Origin of the sequence: Roseovarius aestuariivivens (genome assembly GCF_004761875.1) — a bacterium.
GTDB classification, from domain to species: Bacteria; Pseudomonadota; Alphaproteobacteria; order Rhodobacterales; family Rhodobacteraceae; genus Roseovarius; species Roseovarius aestuariivivens.
The window spans coordinates 1-16270 of sequence record NZ_SJEY01000010.1 but is presented as its reverse complement, the minus strand read 5'-3'; the positions used below and the strand labels follow the sequence as shown (position 1 = coordinate 16270).

General features: G+C 57.9%; 16 protein-coding genes and 1 tRNA gene. 8 read left to right on the top strand and 9 right to left on the bottom strand.

Translation table 11 applies throughout. From position 1 onward, the window contains the following. Positions 1-17: 17 nt before the first annotated feature. The 5 genes from EZV60_RS15435 to EZV60_RS15415 all read left to right on the top strand — a co-directional run bounded on the left by EZV60_RS15435 (position 18) and on the right by EZV60_RS15415 (position 4309). A complete protein-coding gene (locus tag EZV60_RS15435; RefSeq protein WP_135506509.1) occupies positions 18-1160 on the top strand; it encodes an alkane 1-monooxygenase in 1143 nt (380 codons plus the stop codon). A 403-nt stretch (positions 1161-1563) separates the two neighbouring features. Next, a complete protein-coding gene (gene pufB, locus EZV60_RS15430) occupies positions 1564-1719 on the top strand; it encodes a light-harvesting antenna LH1, beta subunit (RefSeq protein WP_135506508.1) in 156 nt (51 codons plus the stop codon). 12 nt (positions 1720-1731) lie between these two features. Then, on the top strand, positions 1732-2049 hold the full coding sequence (locus tag EZV60_RS15425; protein WP_135506507.1) for a light-harvesting protein: 318 nt from the start codon (positions 1732-1734) through the stop codon (positions 2047-2049). Positions 2050-2165: 116 nt separating this feature from the next. Next, complete coding sequence (locus EZV60_RS15420) at positions 2166-3608, top strand: PucC family protein (RefSeq protein ID WP_135506506.1); 1443 nt, start codon at positions 2166-2168, stop codon at positions 3606-3608. Beyond that, on the top strand, positions 3605-4309 hold the full coding sequence (locus EZV60_RS15415; protein WP_135506505.1) for a hypothetical protein: 705 nt from the start codon (positions 3605-3607) through the stop codon (positions 4307-4309). The genes EZV60_RS15420 and EZV60_RS15415 overlap by 4 nt, the downstream gene beginning before the upstream one ends. A gap of 64 nt (positions 4310-4373) precedes the next feature. Here the strand turns inward: EZV60_RS15415 and EZV60_RS15410 are convergent, their stop codons facing one another. The 4 genes from EZV60_RS15410 to petA all read right to left on the bottom strand — a co-directional run bounded on the left by EZV60_RS15410 (position 4374) and on the right by petA (position 8431). After that, positions 4374-5483, bottom strand: a complete 1110-nt coding sequence (locus tag EZV60_RS15410) for an MFS transporter (protein WP_342588807.1) — start codon at positions 5481-5483, stop codon at positions 4374-4376. A gap of 198 nt (positions 5484-5681) precedes the next feature. After that, entirely contained in the window at positions 5682-6482 is an 801-nt protein-coding gene (locus EZV60_RS15405) for a cytochrome c1 (RefSeq protein WP_135506503.1), read from the bottom strand. 14 nt (positions 6483-6496) lie between these two features. Continuing rightward, positions 6497-7843, bottom strand: coding sequence for a cytochrome b (gene petB, locus EZV60_RS15400; protein WP_135506502.1), 1347 nt, complete (start codon positions 7841-7843; stop codon positions 6497-6499). A 12-nt stretch (positions 7844-7855) separates the two neighbouring features. Continuing rightward, positions 7856-8431 carry a ubiquinol-cytochrome c reductase iron-sulfur subunit gene (gene petA, locus EZV60_RS15395; protein ID WP_135506501.1) on the bottom strand — a complete coding sequence of 192 codons (576 nt, stop codon included), beginning with the start codon at positions 8429-8431 and terminating at the stop codon, positions 7856-7858. 229 nt (positions 8432-8660) lie between these two features. Here petA and EZV60_RS15390 point away from each other — a divergent pair, with 229 nt between their 5' ends. Next, positions 8661-9347 (top strand): outer membrane protein, encoded by a 687-nt coding sequence (locus EZV60_RS15390; RefSeq protein ID WP_135506500.1) that lies wholly within the window; start codon positions 8661-8663, stop codon positions 9345-9347. 74 nt (positions 9348-9421) lie between these two features. Here EZV60_RS15390 and EZV60_RS15385 read toward each other — a convergent pair whose 3' ends face one another. From EZV60_RS15385 to dapF, 4 genes are all read right to left on the bottom strand, one after another. Further along, a complete protein-coding gene (locus EZV60_RS15385; protein ID WP_135506499.1) occupies positions 9422-10024 on the bottom strand; it encodes a glutathione S-transferase in 603 nt (200 codons plus the stop codon). Between the two features lie 33 nt (positions 10025-10057). Then, on the bottom strand, positions 10058-10678 hold the full coding sequence (locus EZV60_RS15380) for an FMN-binding negative transcriptional regulator (protein WP_135506498.1): 621 nt from the start codon (positions 10676-10678) through the stop codon (positions 10058-10060). 96 nt (positions 10679-10774) lie between these two features. Beyond that, positions 10775-12031, bottom strand: a complete 1257-nt coding sequence (gene mtaB / locus EZV60_RS15375) for a tRNA (N(6)-L-threonylcarbamoyladenosine(37)-C(2))-methylthiotransferase MtaB (RefSeq protein ID WP_135506497.1) — start codon at positions 12029-12031, stop codon at positions 10775-10777. Next, a complete protein-coding gene (dapF, locus tag EZV60_RS15370) occupies positions 12028-12861 on the bottom strand; it encodes a diaminopimelate epimerase (protein ID WP_245306326.1) in 834 nt (277 codons plus the stop codon). Before dapF ends, mtaB begins: the two co-directional genes overlap by 4 nt. Before the next feature lie 107 nt (positions 12862-12968). Between dapF and EZV60_RS15365 the strand changes: the two genes are divergently transcribed. After that, positions 12969-13044 (top strand) — tRNA-Lys (locus EZV60_RS15365). Positions 13045-13645: 601 nt separating this feature from the next. Next, a complete protein-coding gene (locus tag EZV60_RS15360) occupies positions 13646-14377 on the top strand; it encodes a hypothetical protein (RefSeq protein ID WP_135506496.1) in 732 nt (243 codons plus the stop codon). A 299-nt stretch (positions 14378-14676) separates the two neighbouring features. Here the strand turns inward: EZV60_RS15360 and EZV60_RS15355 are convergent. Next, positions 14677-16270 (bottom strand): hypothetical protein (locus EZV60_RS15355; RefSeq protein ID WP_210115111.1); only part of this gene is annotated, 1594 nt, incomplete at its 5' end.

The window sequence follows — 16270 nt, the reverse complement described above, 5'->3', positions numbered from 1 at the left end:
ATCGAGGGATCGCGCATATGATCATTCCGGCGGATCAGGTAGGCCGTTTCACCCGCGCTCTGCCTTTTGCCATGTCGCTGCTGCTGGTGCCCCTGGCCGTCTTCAGCGCGGTGCAGGGCGGATGGGCTGTGATTCTTCTGCCGGTCGCGACTTGGTATTTCTTCTCTTTTCTCGATGCGATCCTGGGACTGGAGCTTGACAATGCCGACCCGGAAACCGCGGAGCGGCAGCTGACTTTCTACCGCGCGATCACGCTTGTCTGGGCACCGGTACAAGCTGCCTTGCTCTTTTGGATGATCTGGTACGTCACCGGCCCGGGTGACGCGCATCTCGGCGCGGTCGAGACGATCGTCCTATTCTTCGGCGTCGGTGTGATCACGGGTACTATCGGGATAAACTACAGCCACGAACTCATGCATCAGAAGAACAAGGTAGAGCGCGGCTTGGGTGATATCCTTCTGGCGATGGTGCTCTACTCTCATTTCCGGTCCGAACACCTTCTGGTGCATCACCGCTATGTCGGAACGCCGCGGGATCCGGTGACAGCGCGTTATAATGAAGGATTTCACCGTTTCTTTCCGCGCGTGCTTCGCGAAAGCCTCTTTTCGGCCTTTGCTGCGGAAAAGGACCTACTTTTGCGAAAAGCAAAATCCTGGACTGCCCGCGATAACCCTTTCTGGCGGTACTGGAGCTTGCAGGCCGTCTTTCTTGTGCTGTCTTTCGCAGTCGGAGGATGGGAAGGATTGGCCCTTTTCCTGTGGCAGGCAGGTGTCGCGATCTGGCAGTTGGAATTGGTGAATTACGTCGAGCATTACGGCCTGACGCGCAAGCATTTGGGTGAAGGGCGGTACGAACATGTCCAACCGCGCCACAGCTGGAACGCAGCCCACAAGGCGTCGAATTGGCTACTGATCAATCTGCAGCGCCATTCGGATCATCACTACAAACCGAACCGGCGGTTTCCCTTGCTGCAGAACTACACCGAAGATGAAGCGCCACAACTGCCCTATGGCTATCCGGTCATGACCATGGCGGCAATGGTCCCGCCGATCTGGCGGCGTGTGATGAATCCGCGGGTGCGTGCCTGGCGCAAACAGTATTATCCCGAGATCAAAGACTGGGCGCCCTACAACAAGGCGCTAACGCCAGATCCACGCTAAGCTTCGCTGCACTGCATCTCTCAGGAATCAGTCAGCAGCCCTTCCCTTCCAACTGGCACTATTGGCACGGCAAGGAACAGGTCTGAGACGGCAATCGGCATAAGGACCAAATGCGTTCGCTGTTTTTTGCGCAGTTTTTCACCCTTGAAGAATTTCGACGCAAATCCCATGGCTTACGTTTTTTCCTTTGAGAAAAGGCACCGAACGCGTCTGTGAGCGATAGCCGCAGCCCAAGTGTCAGCCATAATTTACATTTGTTTTTGTCAATTAACTGTGACAGTCTGTCGCTAGGTCACTGCGCCGACTGCGCTGACCGGCAGTGAAGACGATGACCATTTCCGGCTGGGCCGGGCGTGGTTCGCTCCGGCGCACTGTACAGCACAAGACATGAGGAGACGGTAAGATGTCCGATGATCCCGATAAGGTATGGCCGACCGGCCTGACCCTTCGCGAGGCGGAGGAAGTTCACAGCTACATGATTGACGGCACGCGTGTGTTCGGTGTGATTGCGCTTTTGGCGCATATTCTCGTTGCCGTATCCACGCCGTGGCTCGGATAAGGGGGGCAAGAGATGAATAACGCAAAACTCTGGCTCGTCGTATCGCCCAACGTGGGAATTCCGATCTTTCTTGGGGCCGTAGCTGTCAGTTCCTTCGCGGTGCATCTGGCCATCATCAAGAACACGTCCTGGATCGAAAGCTATCATCAGGGCACCGGGATAAATGCCGATAGCGCAGCGCTGACCGAAGAAGGGGCGACCACCTCGACGGCAAGCTATGCGATACCAAGCACTGATGGCGGCACCGAAATTACGGTGATTCTGCCCGACGGCACCCATGCAAAGGCGATTCTTCAGCCGCCCGAGCGCATGGCCTCGGCACGACAATAAGCTACAGGGCCCGCGCGCGAGGTAATCCGCCGCGGGCCCGTGGCCAAAAGGCCGGGCCAAAGCCCCGCCGCTTTTGATTTTGGGACTGCGCCGGTTTGCGCCGGCGCTGGCAAAGCATGTTCAACTATCGGAGCTTCGCGCTACGCAAACTGACTTCGATCGGGCCGAAATATCTGCCATTCGCGGATGTGGCCACCGACGAGGTCCCTTTAACGCGCCTGCTTCGCCTCTCCCTCTTCCAGGTCACCGTGGGCATGGCGCTCGTGTTGCTCATAGGCACGCTCAACCGAGTCATGATCGTCGAATTGGCGGTGCCAGCCAGCGTGGTTGCTATCATGCTGGCCATGCCGTTGCTTTTCGCTCCTTTGCGCGCGTTGATCGGTTATCGCTCTGACACGCATCGCAGCGCGCTCGGCCTAAGGCGTGTGCCCTATATCTGGAAAGGCACAATGTACCAGTTCGGCGGTTTTGCCGTGATGCCCTTCGCGCTTCTTGTTCTGTCCGGATTCGGCGAGGCCGTGGACGCCCCGCGCTGGATCGGTATGAGCGCTGCTGCATTGGCTTTCCTTCTGGTGGGTGCCGGCCTGCATATGGTACAAACCGTCGGCTTGGCGCTTGCCACCGACCTTGTCCGCGACGAGGATCAGCCGAAAGTCGTCGGGTTGATGTATGTCATGCTACTTTTCGGAATGGTCGGAAGCGCCCTTGTTTTCGGCGCCTTGCTGGAGCCTTATAGCCCCGCACGCCTGATCCAGGTGATCCAGGGCGCAGCAGTCGTGACCGTCGGTCTCAACATGCTGGCTTTGTGGAAACAGGAAGCCCGAGACCGCGACCGCGCGGCGCGTATGGATCGTGCCGTGCATGTTCCTTTTGAAACTGCGCTGCGCGGAATTTCGTCGCGGCCTGGCATGTTGCGCCTGTTGGTGGTGATTGCTTTTGGCACCTTTGGCTACGGTATGGCGGATGTGCTTTTGGAACCATACGGCGGACAGGCGCTTGGCCTGAGCGTGGCCGATACGACAAAACTGACGGCCCTTCTCGCGGGTGGCACGCTTATTGGCTTCGGCATCGCTTCGCGTGTTCTGGCTCAGGGAACGGAGCCGCGTCGCGTAGGGATTCTGGGCGCTTTGATCGGATTGCCCGGATTCGGCGCGATCATTGCCGCTTCTTTGGGTGGCGGCATCCTGGCCTTTCTCGTCGGCGTACTTCTGACAGGCGTCGGCGCCGGCCTGTTCGGGCACGCCACCCTGACCGCGACGATGCGCGCCGCCCCCAAAGGACAGATCGGCCTGGCGCTCGGTCTTTGGGGCGCAGTTCAGGCCACATGCGCAGGTCTTGCCGTGGCCCTAGCCGGTATCGTCCGGGACGTTGTTCTCGGCGGCGCTGGATTAAGCGTCACGACGCCTTATCTCGTCGTATTCATGATCGAACTTGTCATGCTGGCACTGGCCGTCCTTGTGGCGCTGCCAATGGTGGCTGGCACCCGTAAACCGCAAAGCGGCGCGCCGGTGGCGCAGCAGGCGGCGGGCACAGAGCAACCATCGGTGGAGGTAACATGACCCTAGTCATCACCCGTCTCTTCGAAGACGAGACCACGGCGCGCAAGGCTTTCGGCGCGTTGCGCGACAAGAAACTGCCGCCGCGTGACATGCGCATCGTGCAAGCCCAAGAGGGCGAAAGCGCTGAGGCATTGGAAAAACGCCTGGGGTCCATGGATGTTGTCGCAGATGCGGTCGGCAAATACGCCAAGAAGCTCGCGGCTGGCGGTAAGGCTGTTCTCGTGGTCAACGCAACCTCCAAACCGCTTGGCGCAGCGCGCATCACACGCGAGACACTGGCGAAGTTCACCTCTGTCGACATCGGTGTGGACGACGAGGAAAATTACGTCCCCGACCGTCCGACACAGGCAGCCAGCATTCTCGACAGGCATCCTCATATCCTGTTTTCGCGTCTCGACTATACGCGCCTGAGAGAGGCGGGGCCGATTTCACGTGGTCTCGGGCCGAAACTTCTGATGAAGCAGCGCCCGCGCACATCCGCCATCCACGGAGGCGCATTCATGTCGAAAAAGATCTGGCCGATGCCCCTGCTGAAGGAAAAGAAATCCGCCAACTCGGCCATGCGCGGTGGCAGATACATGTCGAAAGCATTCTGGCCCATGCCGTTGCTTTCCCGCAAGGAACGCAGCCTTTCTGTCATTCGCGGCGGTGCACTCCCGATGACGCGCGGCCTTGGGTTGGATGCTGTCATCCGCCGCTGAAACGCGCCGCTCAGGATGACAAGACGTTTGAGAGTCCCGCCGGACAACCGGCGGGATTCTCATGTCACGCTAGCCGCAGGTCGGAACGCCGAAACAGGATATGGATCACACCCGCCGCCAAAACGCCAATCGCGGCTGCGACGGCCAAGGATGTGTCGTATCCACCACCTGCGTCGAAAAGAACGCCGGCCAGCCAAGGCCCGGCCAGCCCCGCAGCACCCCATGCAGTAAAAACACGGCCATAGATGCGCGCACTTGCCCCGGGACCCGCCAGCTTGGCTATGGCTGCCGGGAAGGCCGCGATCGTGCCTCCGTAGGCGAAACCGACAAAGCTAAGACCTAGTAACAGAGCAGCGGCGGACTCGAAAAAAAGAAGTGTGACAAGCCCGGCAGACGTGGTCAGTGCCAGAAGAGCCAGTAATCTGCCTGGCGTCACGCTGTCGGCCAATCTGCCCCCTAGGAAGCTTCCCGAAAGGTTGAAGGCGGCGATGACGACAGGAGCCACCCAAGGCGGAATGTCGGGATGAGCCGCCCGCGCAATCGCGGCAGCATGACCGATAACCATCAATCCAGCGAGCACGCTACCAAAGTAGCCAAACCAGAGAAGCCGTTGCACAGCTTTCGACAGCGAAGTGCGTATTGCGTCCCTTGGTTCTGACAAAAAAACAAAGTCAGCCTTTTGCAAAAGCAGGAAAGCCACCCCACCAACCAACACGAGACATATCGCAAGCCCGAGCATGGCAAGGCGGACTCCCCCGCTCTCGAGCGCGATGTCCAACAGGCCGGGAGCGATGACCGAACCGAAAGCATAGGCCGCTGTGACGGTGCCCATAGCAAGACCCTCGCGCTTGGGGTTGACCTGCGCCGAGATCTGAAGCCCGAATCCGTACCCCAGACCGTTCGCGCCGCCGAAGATGAGGCTGTAGCCCAGCCAAATCATCGTCAGGCTTTTGGCGAACGCGGCCATGAGGACGCCCAATGCTCCAAGCGTGCAAATGGCAAGAAAAAACCACGACGGTCGCGCGAGAACGAATAAACGGGGGCCCAAAAGTACCGCGAAGGTCAAAGAAATCAGGGCAAGCGAGTACGTCAACGCAACACCGGACCGCGTTGCGGCGAACAGGCTTTCCAACGGGACAATGAAGACCGAAAATGCGTGGACCGACCCAAGCACAGCCGCGACGAGCGACGCCGCGATCAGTACACGCAATGCCTGAGAAGATCGATGCAAGGGCAATCCGGAACTTTCTGATTGCAACCTTTACAAGCCTATAGCCCGCGTACGGTTTGAGCAACGATGCCAGCAAGACAAGAAAAAAACCCCCGCCGTATTAACCGGCGAGGGCTTTATTTGACTGCGCGGGTGATCCGATCAGGAGCTTTTCTTGCCCTTTTTGATCGGTGCCCAAATCCGCTTGTTCGTCAGGTAGAGCAGAACAGAAACGACCGTCAGGAAAAGCACACCTGTCAGGCCTGCCTGTTTGCGATCCATCATCTTCGGTTCCGCCGTCCACATCAGGAACGCGGCCACGTCCTCGGCCTCGTGGTGCAAGTCGTTGGAATGACCATCAGCATACTCCACGTCTTCGCCGTAAAGCGGCGGTGCCATCGCGATCCACCGGCCCGGATAGGCGGTGTTCTCGTAATAGGTCGTGCCAGCTTCTTCCTTGGTCTCGCCAGTATATCCTGTCAGCAAAGAAGCAATATATTCCGCACCACCCATGCCTTTGACCAGTTGGTTGATCCCGGTGCCATAGGGCCCATGGAAACCAGCCCGCTTTTTGGCCATCAGGCTAAGATCGGGCGCGTTTTCCAGGTTCGACGCGGGGAAATGGTCGGTGGGCTTTGCCGCGCGATAATCATCGAGTTCTTCGTCATAGACCTCGTAATTCTGCTCGGAGTAGGCACGAACCTCGTCCATCGAGAAGCCCGGTCCCGTTTCACTGCTCAACGTGCGAAGCGGCACGTACTTCAAACCATGGCAGGCGGCGCAAATCTCGGTATAAACCTGAAGTCCCCGCTGAAGCTGAGCTTGATCAAAGGACCCGAAAGGCCCTTCGAAGGAGAACTGGATGTCCTCGGTGTGGCCCCAGTCGTCCGCTCCGGCGGCGAAAACGCCGCCGGTGGAAAGGGTCAGGGCGGCCAGTGCGGCGATGCCTGTTTTCTTAAGCATATCCTGTTCCTTTCTTATTCGGCCGGAGCCGGATTGGGGACGGTCGTGGTGCCGCCGCTTTTCGCCTTGTGCGCCTCAAAGTCCTCTTCGATGGTCTCCGGTTGAGGCAGCGGCTTTTCAAGCACGCCCAGCATCGGAAGAATGACCAGGAAGTAGCCGAACCAATAGGCGGAACCGATCAGCGCGATATAGGGATAGATACCCTCTGCCGGCATCGCACCCACCCAAGTCAACACAACGAAATCGACAGCCAATAGCCAGAACCACCACTTGAACATCGGGCGATAACGCCCGGACCTTACCATGGAGGTATCGAGCCACGGCGCCAGTGCCATCACAGCGATCGCACCGAACATCGCCAGCACGCCGAAGAACTTGGCGTCGATGATGCCGCCGGTGATCCAGCTTGCAAACATCACCACCCAGACGTCAGCGGTAAAGGCGCGCAAGATTGCGTAGAAAGGCAGGAAATACCATTCGGGCACGATGTGCGAAGGCGTCGCCAGTGGGTTGGCTTCGATATAATTGTCAGGGTGACCCAGATAGTTCGGCATGAAGCCGACAATCGCGAAGAACACCGCCAAGATTACGGCTAGCGCGAACAGGTCCTTGATCACGAAGTAGGGCCAGAAGGACACGGTGTCCTTCTCGGCTTCGGCCTTGGACGAACGACGCACCTCAACACCGGTCGGGTTGTTGTTGCCGGTCGTGTGGAACGCCCAGATGTGAACCGCCACAAGCGCCGCGATGATGAACGGCATCAGGTAGTGGAGCGAGAAGAAGCGTGTCAGCGTCGCGTTATCAACCGCAGGTCCGCCCAGAAGCCAAGTCTGGATCGGCTCTCCGATGAACGGGATCGCGCCAAAAAGACCCGTGATCACTGTCGCACCCCAGAAGGACATCTGTCCCCAGGGAAGAACGTAACCCATGAACGCCGTGCCCATCATCAGCAGGTAGATCAGCATGCCGATGATCCATGTGACCTCACGCGGGGCTTTGTACGAGCCGTAGTAGAGGCTGCGGAAGATATGCAGATAGACCGCAAAGAAGAACAGCGATGCGCCGTTCATGTGCAGGTAGCGGATCATGTGCCCGCCGTTCACGTTGCGCATGATGTGCTCGACCGAGGCGAATGCGTGATCGACATGCGGAACGTAATGCATCACTAGAACGATCCCGGTGATGATCTGCAAGGCGAGGCAAAAGGTCAGTACGATACCCCAAATCCACATCCAGTTCAGGTTCTTGGGTGTGGGGATCATGATCGTGTCATAAAGCAAGCCGACGATCGGCAGACGGCTATGCAGCCACTTTTCTCCGCCAGTCTTAGGCTCGTAATGATCGTGAGGGATTCCAGCCATGATATGTGCTCCTTATCCCAGTTGAACGGTCGTTTCGTCGACGAACTGCGCGGTCGGCACCGGTAGGTTGGTCGGTGCGGGTCCCCGGCGAATACGGCCTGATGTATCGTAGTGCGAGCCGTGGCAGGGGCAGAACCAGCCCCCAACGCCACCATCCAGCGCAAAATCACCGGCATTGCCAAGCGGCACACACCCCAGGTGGGTGCACACGCCCATCATGACCAGCCACTCGGGATTGCCGCCCAAGGCCCGGTTTTCATCCGCAGCGTCGACGTCACCAAGGTTGGCGTTGCGCGCGTTGTTATCGGGCAGGCTCGACAGATCGACGTCGCGGGCGGCTTCGATCTCTGCCTCGGTCCGGCGACGAATAAACACCGGCTTTCCAAGCCACTTGACGGTCATCTGAGTGCCTTCCGAAATACCAGAAACATCAACCCGGATCGAGCTGAGCGCCTGAACATCGGCTGATGGATTCATCTGGTCGATCAACGGCCAGACGGCGGCACCGGCTGTCACAGCGCCGGCGCCTGCGGTGGCGTAATAGAGGAAATCCCTCCGGGTGCCTTCATGGTCTTCTGCGTGGGACACGAGCGTCTCTCCATTCTCAAAGCCACCAAGGGCTTTAATCCATTAAGGGCCACAGGGAATCCTCCCGGCAGCCGCGTCCTCGCAGGTAAATAGCTGGGCTTGGCTGGGGCGTCCAGTCCACAAACGGGCGGATCGCCGCATGGGGCGCATGTGTCGCGCTTGTGAGCGCGGGAATGCGGGTGTACACGTCGCAGCACGATTTTCGTGCCAGATCAGGGATTACACCGCCATGAAAAAGCTTGCCGCCACGCTTGCCACCCTCCCGGCCCTCGCGACTCCGGCCCTCGCCGAGCTCGAACTGAGCCTCTACCTTGGCGTGCAAAGCGTTCAGGACAGCTCTGTATCCGGAACTCTTCCGGGCGGTGCAGCCGTTAGCCGCGACGTCGACTGGGCCGGCAATCCCTTCGACGCGCCGATCTACTACGGCGGACGGGCGATCTGGTGGCTCGACAATGATTTAGGTTTCGGGCTCGAGGGCACGCACACGAAGGCCTACATGAATTCCAGTGACGCGGCCGCTCTGGGCCTCACGAATTTCGAGTTGTCGGACGGCCATAATATTTTCACGGCGAATGTTATGAAACGCTGGCCAGGCGCCTTTTCAGGTTTTCAAAGCTTCACGCCTTATGTCGGCGGCGGGATCGGCGTTGCAATTCCCCATGTAGACGCTCAGGTCACGGGCGCTGCGATCCGGACCTACGACTATGAGTACACCGGCCTTGCTCTGCGCGGGATCGCAGGAATGAAATACGCCATCAACGAAGACTGGGCGCTTTTCGGGGAATACCAGTTCACGTGGTCCGACAACTCGATCACCGTGGATGCCGATCCGACCGTCGTTGGCCAGACCGCAGGCAAGCTCAACACCGATCTCACCACGCACGCGGTCAATTTCGGCGTCAGCTACAGCTTCTGATACGGTTCATGCCCGCGCTTCGGCTGTAAACCTAGGCTCGCAACACACCTAAGGTCAGCGCGATTTCCAAAGGATCAACCGGGCTTGGTCATTTCCATGCTGTCGCGCTGTGCGAATGCCTCGTACCACCGGGCAAGATCATCGTGTCCGTCGCGCCAATCCCGGTCTCCATGACGGAAATCGAGATAGCCGAGGGCGCATCCGATCGCGATGTGGCCTGCATCGATATGACCGCTGAGATGCGCCATCCAACGCGCCTCGAGCGCGTCGAGACTGCGCTTGACCCGCGCCCATTGTGCCTCGACCCACTCGGGCATCACCTGTTCTTCCGGGCGGAAGCGCAATTCGTAAACCATCGTCAACGCCGCTTCGAGTATACCGTCCGCCGTAGCCTCGAGCGTCAGAACCTCCCAGAGCCGGGTTTCGGGGTAAAGTCCGGCCCCGGATCTGGCGTCGAGATATCGGCAGATTACGCGGCTGTCGTAAAGCGCCGGCCCATCCTCGCGCACCAGCGCCGGGATCTTGCCGGCCGGGTTCGCGGCGGCGACGGCCGGATCGGTTTGCATCGGCGTCGTCGTCACATCGACGATCTCGGTCTCTTCGAGCTGTCCAGTCTCGATCAGCACGACCTTGACCTTGCGCCCGAAGGGCGACGGCGGGGCGGTTAAAAGTTTCATGGCAAACGCTCCTTCGGCGGTATCCATCCGTCCTCAGTCCGGCGGTTCACGCATCATATCCGAGATTTCCCGCGTGCCTATCCCTTGACGCGCAGCACCGAGCGGTGCCGCGGCGCGCAGGCGAACGTCCTCGGGTTTGTTCTGGTTCAGTTTCCACGTTCCGTCGATCTGCTCGACAGTCATGCGGGCGGGCACGATCTGGCGCATCATGCGAACCATCACATCCGGGGTCATCTTGTCGCTCGTCCAAGGGCGTTTTGGCCGCAGGCGTTCCTCGAAAAACGCCGACTGCCGATCAAGCACATCCTGAAGACAGGCATCCGGCATGAGAGAAACCGGGCCGGTCAGGTGCACCGCAACGTAATTCCAGGTCGGCACCTGGTCCTCCACCCCGTACCAGTCCGGCGAGACGTAGGAAAAGGGTCCCTGCACGGCAAGGCGCGCCGGCAACGGTTCGACGAGCGCCCGTACAATCGGATTCGACCTCACAAGATGAAATTCGACCTGAGCGCCATCTTCAGACAAAAGAAATGGCACATGGCTCAGCAACGGCGCGCCCTTGTCCGCAACGGCCAACATGCCGAATCCTAGCTCGCGGGCAAACGCGACGTTCCTGTCGCGGGCGGTTTTTCTGAAAGCGGGATTGGGATGCATTAGGGCGATTCCTTTCAGTCCGAGCATCAGGATATCGCCCAAAAAACGCCAGACCGCGATTGTTCCCGAAACAAAGGCCTACCCCCTTTGTGTTGGTCAGGCCGCGATCAGTTGCGTGTCTGTATGGCCTGTCACAGTCGCCGTCACGATCTGCCCTTCGGGCTGGTCTTCGGCAAAACTGACCTCTGTGAACTGCTCGGTCCGACCCATACGCGGGTTTTCCATCAGAACCCGGTGGGTCACTCCCTGCTGTGCCTCAAGATGCGCGGTCACCCGTGCTGCGCCAGCGGCGCGCAAAAGGGCCGCACGTCCCTTGATGGTACGGCCGGCCACCTGCGGCATTCGCGCCGCAGGCGTACCCGGACGCGGCGAATAGGGAAAGACGTGCAACCAGGTCAGGTGACATTCGTCCACAAGCTTGAGCGAGTTCTCGAACGCGGTCTCGGTCTCGGTCGGGAAGCCGGCGATGATGTCGGCGCCGAAGGTCATATCGGGTCGCAAACGCCGCGCTTCTTCGGCAAAACGGATCGCATCGTCACGCAAATGACGTCGCTTCATCCGTTTGAGAATCAGATCATCACCGTGCTGCAAAGAAAGATGCAGGTGCGGCATCAGGCGCCGCTCCGTGGCGATCGCCTGCATCAGGTTTTCGTCGACCTCGATCGAGTCGATTGAGGAGATCCGCAGGCGGGGAAGATCCGGCACCAACCGAAGGATCCGCATGACCAGATCTCCCAATTTCGGCTGTAGAGGCAGATCGGCACCCCAACTCGTCAAGTCGACACCGGTCAGCACGACCTCGTTGAAGCCTCGATCGACAAGGCGCTTGATCTGCTCGACGACCACTCCTGCCGGGACCGATCGCGAATTACCGCGACCAAAGGGGATGATACAGAATGTACAACGGTGATCGCACCCGTTTTGCACCTGGACATAGGCGCGGCTCCGCGTGCCGAAGCCATCGATGAGGTGCCCTGCAGTCTCGGTCACCGACATGATATCATCGACCTGAAGCTTTTCCGTCTCACCGATGAAGTCCGCTGCCAAACCCGCCCAGGTGCCGGGCTGCATCTTCTCGGTATTGCCGATCACGGCGTCGACCTCTGACATCGCGGTGAAGGTTTCCGGCTCTGTCTGCGCAGCACATCCGGTGACGATCAGACGCGCGCCGGGATTCTCGCGCCGCAAACGCCGGATTTCCTGCCGCGCCTTGCGCACCGCCTCTGACGTCACCGCGCAAGTATTGACGATGACGGCATCTTCCAGACCGGCCTGGCCGGCCAAGTCCTTCATCGCCTCGGTCTCATAGGCATTCAACCGGCAGCCCAAGGTTGTGAAGCGCGGCGTGCTCATTCCACCGCCCCCAGAAACTCGGCCGTCAGAACACCATCGCAAACATGCGATGTGGGCCCGGTCATCCAGACACCGTCGTCGCGCCAATCGACCTGAAGCGTACCGCCATCCAGATCAATCCGCACGTGACGTGCAGTCAGCCTGCGCCGGGCCGCGGCGACGGCGGTAGCGCAGGAAGACGAACCCGAGGCCAACGTCACCCCTGCACCACGCTCCCAGACCCGCATGCGGATATGATCGGGGCCGACGATCTGCGCCACCTGCACATTCGTGCGCTCCGGATAAAGCGGATGATGCTCGTACCTTGGGCCAAACTGCTCCAGCGGAACGGCATCGGCGTTTTCGACAAAGAATGTGCAATGCGGGTTGCCCATGCCGGTCGCCACAGGGGCACCTTCGATTGGCAATTCCAAAGTGTCCATCTCTTCGGCGAGCGGGATGTCATGCCAGTCAAGCTGCGGCTGCCCCATGTTGACCGAGGTCAGTCCGCCGCCGGCATCCGTAGCGAAAAGATCGCCGCGCGCCGTGGTAAGATGAAGATGGCGCTGGCCTGTCTCTTGCATGATATAACGCGCGATGCACCGGGTCGCGTTACCGCAGGCTGCGGATGTCGAACCATCTGCATTCCAGAAGGTCAGGTGCGCGTCGGCCGGGCCTCTTTCGATCAGCGCCAATTGGTCGAATCCGATCCCGGTACGACGATGCCCGACAGCGCGTGCGAACGCGGGCGTGACCGCGATATTTTGATCGCGGGCATCCAGCACGACAAAGTCATTGCCGAGCCCGTGCATCTTCATGAATGGCAGTACGGTGGCGCTTTTCTTGGTCATGGCCGGGCATATAACCGGGGTGCGCGGACGAATCCAGCGGCACGGTCCATTTCGCAGCGATAAGGGGTTGACCGCCTGCCCGGGTCTTTCTAGATAGGCCGCCTAGTGGGCCGTTAGCTCAGTTGGTAGAGCAACTGACTTTTAATCAGTGGGTCGCAGGTTCGAATCCTGCACGGCTCACCACTGAAATCAATAAGTTAGCCTGATATCGTCAGCCGTCCGCTTGCGTGAAGTAGACACATGGTAGACATGCAGCTCAATTTCGTGCGGATGCGCGGTCAATTACCTGTCTTAGCTGGGTGCTTGGATTTGGCGCGAGTATGATCCCTGAAAACTGCCAGAACTGGCCCTTAGGCTACCCAGCACGTAACAGCTTCTTGTGCCGTATTCCTATTATGATCAGTCCGATATCTGCTTGCCATTAGCCTTGAGCGTTAAGCCGAAGAGACCACGGGGACTGCAGGGGGCAGGCATGGGCCACTGGGGGTATCCCGGTATTATGTAGACAGCTTCTGCCAGAGATGGGGGCTAGGGTTTCGTAAAGTAGTTTTGGCCCGAAAGCTTTTTGATGTTCCTGTGTGCAGTGTTTTGTCGGCCGCTTTTGGAGCAGAGCCTCATTATCGTTAGGCTTACCCGGCGGGCACGACATGATAGATCAACCCAGAGCAAACGGGAGACACGCCCGGTTGCGCAGTTCAAAAACCTGTCTCCCGTACATGGCCGATTGATTGATTTCTGCGTATCAACTAAGCTCGAGTATTAAAGAATTAAAAGGGATGGGGACATGAATTGTAAAATTTTGGTGCTGCTGGGGTCATTGATTGCGTTACCGGTTGCCTCGCAAGCAGCAACGATCGGATCACTTGATACCCCGGTTGATGTTGTAAGCACAACCACTGGTATAAGCGGAAACTCATTATCGTTTGCAAGCTTCGCTACGCTTGCCGGCGTACCCACTGGAGCTGTCCTGACAGGCGCGACGCTGTTCCTATCGGTGGATTTTGGAACTGTGGGGACTGTCACTAATACGGAGGCGGATGCAGGTACGATTTCAGTTCGTACAGAGTTGACTGCAGTCTTTCAGAATAGTGATTTTGCGGCGACCTCAGGTGCTGCTGCAGTATATACAGTAGATGGTCAGGAAGTTCAGAACCTTGCTGGCGGTGGAAGGGCCAACGTGGATTATGGCGCGGGTGACGGAACCTCTTTTGTTTCACCAATCTTCATTGCTGACGGTCCAATCGTGGGCGATACCCTTTCGCTAAACGATAACCTTAGTATCTTGACCGGTGCTGCTCCTATCGTTTTCGATATTCTCGGCGGTACGAGTTTGTTCACGTCAAGCACGACCGGCGGTTCAGTTGATGTTACCGTGGTGACTACACGTCAACTCGAAGGGTTTATTACGTACGAGTATGAAACCCAAACCACCGCGGTCCCACTTCCGGCATCAGCTTTGCTATTGATCGCGGGGCTCGGTTTGCTCTTCACAACCAGAATAAGTGGCCGTACGTGATCCCGAGGATTTGGTTACTTTCAAGGATGTTTGGGAGTACGCTGCCGCCCTTCCGTGTTCATTTTGAAGGAGTAGCATGCTGAGAAGTCTAGAGCTTGCTACCTCAGATCAAATGCTTTGTAAGCACTTTATGCGTTGACTCAATTCCGCTGCGAGGCTGCTCTCCACCTTTTTTTGATACCAAACCCTGAATGAAAAGCCTGATGACTGAAACCGGGGCACCAGTGCCAAACCGTTAACCGAACAAGAAGCTATAGAGTACTTATAGGACTTTGTTCGTTTAAGGATTACGGGCCTACCTATGTCCCTTCTGCTGCCCACCCGTCGATGCGCAAATTTTGTACTTTCCCTTCGCCCCAACCGTCCTCCAAGAGCGCCTCGATCTCGCTGAGGTCCCGAAAATTGCCAACAGTCCCGTCAAACAGAACATGGCCCCCTTCTTCGAGAGGCTCGATGCACGTCGGCAGAAACAAATGGGTATGTTCAGTGAGGCGTGGATCACCGGCACGATAGGTAGCTTTGGTGGCCAGAGCTTTCATCTGCGGAGTGAGAAAATCGAGTGCGGTCGGATCGGTAACATTGGACCTGCTTAATATCATCCTTGCCGCATCTTCGCTGGTGCAAAGGTCTGGTTTCAGCTTTCTCAAACTCCTGGCTGTCAGAGGGATATGTCCTGTCTTCAGTAATTCCAACTCTAACCTGTCTGGGAACATGTCGATGGTTGTCCTCAAGCGATCCACAGGGAGTTCGACCGGCAAGTTGCCCAGCATGAAGACGTACTTCGGGTGCTCAGCCCAGACTAACCTCAAGCGCGCTATGGCTTGGATTGTCTCTGCTTCCCTAATCTGTTGATGTACTGCAGCAATCCTTGGGTCCCGAAACACGTTAATCAAAACCCCAGACTGAGGCTGTTCGTTCTTCTTGGACTGCCAATATCCCTGAAGCATCAAAGGCAAGTGATCGCTGGTGTCCTCGAATACCAAAGGTGGCTCAGCTTCCCAGAAGATTGCTCTGGCTTGCTGTTCTACAAGTGCAGCGGGCGGCGAGTTCCGACCGGTAATGAAGACCACCGTGCAATATTCAAACTCGTTACTCCCTCTTATGCCCCCGAAGTGGCCCACCTTTACGCCTTCCAAGTTCAGCGCTCGAACCCTTTCGGCCAGAGGCTTATGAGAAATCAGTAACGGCCTCTCACCACTAGAGACCCAAGCCATCAGCACCTCAACTAGCTGTTCGACCTTGTCTTCATTTTCATTCCAAAACGTATTGCTGCCGGTTTGGTCGCAAACCTGAACGACGATGGCATTTTGACGAACATCTATTCGGTTAAAGTCAGTGAAGGGCAGCAGTTCGTCTAACAGTACGGGATCAGCTGTCGCGTCCAACAGGAGCACCGGCGTTTTGTCATTTATCCGAAGCTCTTTCCTGCGGCATATGGTGATCTCGTTTGTCTCATCGTCATACCAAAGGCGAGCTGGCGCTTTCCGGCCTTCTAAACCCCACTCCTCCCGTAGAACGCGGACGAGGTCTTTCAGGGCATTGTATGTTTTCGCTGACGTGACTCTTGGAGGGCGCTCAGACTCGGGATCGAAAGAAAGACTGGGCGCTATTGCGGATAGGTCAACCTCGGCCAAGTCTTGCTCTGTAACCCCATTATCTTTCAATTCTTTGAACACACCCTCTCCATGCGGATCACCGATAGCGTCAACGATCCAACTTCCCAAACGGCGGTGCGTGTCGTGCTTGACGTGCCTGCGAATGTCTTCTGTTGCTGCGCTCGGAAAGTCACCCACGATACTGCTCAGAAAGCCTTCATCGATTACGACTAAGTCAGGCTCTCGCTCCTCTTCCATCTCGTTTCTGGGAAGGCCAAGAGAAGCATGCGTGTAGAGA